At 37.0% G+C, this 3933-nt stretch carries 3 protein-coding genes and 1 pseudogene; 2 read left to right on the top strand and 2 right to left on the bottom strand.

Annotated elements, in window-relative coordinates:
* A pseudogene (locus tag PX484_RS24385) lies at positions 1–1250 on the top strand (AAA-like domain-containing protein); the annotation flags it as partial.
* Positions 1251–1261: 11 nt separating this feature from the next.
* On the opposite strand, the gene PX484_RS24380 reads toward PX484_RS24385, so the two are convergent.
* Together PX484_RS24380 and PX484_RS24375 are read right to left on the bottom strand one after the other, a co-directional pair.
* Positions 1262–1501: a hypothetical protein gene (locus tag PX484_RS24380; RefSeq protein ID WP_287767286.1), complete on the bottom strand. Its 240-nt coding sequence runs from the start codon at positions 1499–1501 to the stop codon at positions 1262–1264.
* Positions 1479–1772: a hypothetical protein gene (locus tag PX484_RS24375; RefSeq protein ID WP_287767285.1), complete on the bottom strand. Its 294-nt coding sequence runs from the start codon at positions 1770–1772 to the stop codon at positions 1479–1481. Before PX484_RS24375 ends, PX484_RS24380 begins: the two co-directional genes overlap by 23 nt.
* A 272-nt stretch (positions 1773–2044) precedes the next feature.
* Here PX484_RS24375 and PX484_RS24370 point away from each other — a divergent pair.
* Positions 2045–3933: Hpt domain-containing protein (locus PX484_RS24370; protein WP_288105993.1), on the top strand; the 1889-nt coding region annotated here is incomplete at its 3' end.

Genomic DNA, 3933 nt, shown 5'->3' with positions numbered 1-3933 from the left:
TCGGCGATTTTATCCAGTCGCAAGTAATTAGTAACTGGGTATCTCAAGATAGTCCAGAACACCTAAAAACTATTCGGAATCGTTTATTAAATAAGCGTGTCACGGGTAGAAGAATGCTGAAGCTTTACCTAGAAATTTTAAAAAATGGTGAAATTACCGATGATGGTAGTCTTGATCAAATAGAATTACGCTTAACGGGATTGGTAGTTCAAGACCGACAAAAGTTAAAAGTTTATAATAAGATTTATAGAAATGTTTTTAATGAAACTTGGGTGACAACGGAATTAAATAAAATCCCTGCATACTACGAAATAGTAGATCAACTAGATAAAATACTATTAAGGACTGAATTTGATGAGAATCAAAGAGCAGCTTTAATTGAGGAAATTCCAGCTTGGACAGGTGGTAACTGGGAGTTAACGATAATAGTTATCCTTTTGCTAATCGACAATAAAAATGAGTTACGAGAAGGACAAGAAAAACCAAAAATTGAACAATTGATTCAGAAAAATATTGTAGAAAATTGGTTACAAAATAAAGCGGCAGCTCATCTCCAGAAAATACAAAACAGTCTCTTAACTCCTGATAAAAATGTTAGGTCAAGATTAGAAATCTATAAAGAAATTTTGCAGGGGAGAGTCTTTGCTGATAACAAACCAGAAAAATTGGCACTTCAGCAAGCAGAATTAGTGATTAAAAATGATGAGTATCTAGAAGTGACCAATCGAATTTATCAAGAGGTATTTAATATTCAATGGGTTAAACAAGAATTAGAAAAATTAGTTAAGGAGGAGGATTCTACCTTTTCGTCGGTACTATTACTACTTGGTACGTTTATTATTTTGTTCTTATTATCATTGCAACCACAAAGAACTCCCGATAAGGAACCCTCACCTAGTATTCCAGAAATTTGTACTAAACGAGATTTTAATATTAGCTTAGAAATGAACATTCAACAACTGCAAGAATTGGAAAGGAAACAAGGTGATCAGTTTTATTACAAGTGTGGGACTCAATTAAATGAATTAAGGTTAATTCAGCAAGCAATAGGACTAGCTAAAAATAATTTTGTCGCTGATGTGCCGGGTAGAGAAGGTGGTTTTGAAATTTTGTGCAAAATCCCCCCAACTTCTGATAACTTTAAAGAAGCTCAATCTTGGGCAAAAAGTTGGCATAAGGACAAAGCTTGGAAATCGGATATCGATCGAGCTTTGCAAGATAATCTAGATTGTCAAAAACTTATTGAATAAACATCAATTTTTCAATCACTAAATACTCCATTACCACCCGTTAATTCCTCGGATAATGATACTCGGATTCCTTCCCCTCCCCGTGACCAAAATAAAAAGAATAGGTCAGAAACATTGAAGGATTGACTCCTGACAACAGGAGAGGAATTAACCTGTGGGTTCTTTTGACGTAAAACAATTACTTGCATATAATAGAGGAGATTGCCAATCATTAGCCAGAGAATTAAACTAAAAATAAAAGTAAATGCCATGACTACAATCCATCGAAAAAAATTGAAAAACGACTTGAGATAGCCAATTATCCTGTGCGGATCCACGGGCGAATTCTTCCGCACCTTTGGTACTAAAGAAACCCACCGCCATTGTTCCCCAAAAACCACAAAAAAGATGTACTGGAATTGCTCCCACTGGATCATCAATTACTTTAGTTTTAATTAATAATTCTTCTCCTAATAAAACAATAATGCCACTAATGCCACCGAGGATAATAGCTGATTTGATATTAACATCACCTGATGACACCGTGATGAGTGCATCTCCTTTTTATAAATCTACTAAGTTGGAATTTTTAAGGAGAAACTCTCCGCTAAAATTGGCCGTTACTTTCGGTTTTATCAATCAATCCACGCTTTTGGGGGGTATAACCCCCAAACCCCGGAGCGCATTAATTTTTCCAGGAGATGTTCACAGGCAGTTGTTGATGTATTTATAATGATTTGAGAGTCACTGATATATTTAATGAAAAACTAGGCCAATCCAGGACTAGGTAGCATCGTGATAAGGGGGATGATACATTGGACTCCGCTAACGATCGGAAAATTCTCGGCTATTTCATCGAAGAAGCAAAAGAACACCTGGAAACTTTAGAACAGGGGATTTTAGACTTAGGCAATCTCGTGAACAACCATGAACAGATGAACGAGATGTTTCGTGCCGCCCATTCCGTCAAGGCAGGGGCGGCCATGTTAGGCTATAGCAGTATCCAAAAAACTGCTCACCGTCTTGAGGATGCTTTCACAATATTGAAAGAAAATCCCCTAGAAGTGGATCAAAAATTAGAGTCTTTGTTGCTCAAGAGTTATGATCTGCTTCAGATATTGATCGATAAGCTGCAGAGTCCCTTAGGTTTGCAAGCCGAGGAAGCTGACGCGATCATTAAAAACGGTGAACCGACTTTTGTCGAATTACAGGCCCATCTTAACTATCTTCTCGGCCAGGGAAAATCTACCCCAGCTATTGCGGCGGTCTCTTCTATCTCCATCAGCGTCAGAGATATCCTCAAACAGATGTTACAACTGTTCAAACAGGAAGAAACCAGTGCTTCCCGTCAGCAATTGCAAGAATTAATTTTATCTCTGTCTCAATTGGCTTCAGAACAGCAACAATGGCAATATTTAGTTAAAAATGCCCAATCGGCACTGGCTAACTCCAAACATTCCTATCGTACTCTCGCTCCAGTTATTATTAGGGAATTAAAACAAGCTAGTGATTTATTAGAATGGGGTCGCGGGGAAGAAATCACCGTCAGTCAAGAATTGCAATTATTAGCCGCCGCCAAATTACCACAAATCCTGATTAACCCAGAAGCGGAATTGGTAGCTAGTACCCTGGAACTTCTTCCCGATCAAGATTTAGAAGAAGCTTTAACTTCGAGTCAAAATCAGGACATTAATGAGTCGGAAAAGCCTTCTTTAGAGTTAAGTCAAATCCCAGTCAATCGAAAAGCACAGATAGCAAGTCAAAGGGAAGCATATCAAATGGCTGAAGAAAAATTAACCCCCGAATTTGAGGAAAACCAACGAGCAACTTTAATTAAGGAAACTCTAGCTTGGACAGGGGGTAACGTGGAGTTAACCGAAATAGTTATTCGTTTGCTAATCGACAATAAAAACGAGTTACGCGAAGGACAAGAAAAACCAAGAATTGAACAATTAATTCAGAAACATATTGTAGAAAATTGGTTACAAAATAAAGCGGCAGTCCATCTCCAGACAATACAAAACAGTCTCTTAACTCCTGATAAAAATGTTAGGTCAAGATTAGAAATCTATCAAGATATTTTGCAGGGGAGAGTATTGGCTAATAATAAACCCGAAAAATTGGAGCTTCAGCAAGCAGAATTAGTTATTAAAAATGGTGACTATCTAGAAGTTACTAATCGAATTTATCAAGAGGTATTTAATGTTCAATGGATCAAACAAGAATTAGAAAAATTAGTTAATGCGGAAAATTCTCCTGCTGATTTAACTAAAATATTATCTTTCTTGGCACTATTAGCCTTTCTTGGATTTGCTTTTTGGTCATTAAAGACTCCTGAAAATACTCCTAATGTGATGGCACCAACTCCAGAAATTTGTGATCAACGAGATTTTGAGATTAGCTTAGAAAAGAATATTCAACAACTGCAAGAATTGGAAAGGAAACAAGGTAATCAGTTTTCTGACAAGTGTGCGACTCAATTAAATGAATTAATGTTAATTCAGCAAGCAATAGGACTAGCTGCCAATAATTTTGTGGCTAATGTGCCGGGTAGAGAAGGTGCTTTTGAAATTTTGTGCAAAATCCCCCCATCTTCTGATAACTTTAAAGAAGCTCAATCTTGGGCAAAACGTTGGTATAATGACAGAACTTGGAAATCGGATATCGATCGAGCTTTGCAAGATAATCCAAATTGCCAAAAACT

Origin of the sequence: Microcystis sp. M49636_WE2, assembly GCF_030065375.1 — a bacterium.
In the GTDB taxonomy this organism is placed as follows: Bacteria; Cyanobacteriota; Cyanobacteriia; order Cyanobacteriales; family Microcystaceae; genus Microcystis; species Microcystis aeruginosa_C.
Note: the sequence above shows the minus strand (reverse complement) of the source record. Positions and strands in the feature narration are given on the sequence as shown.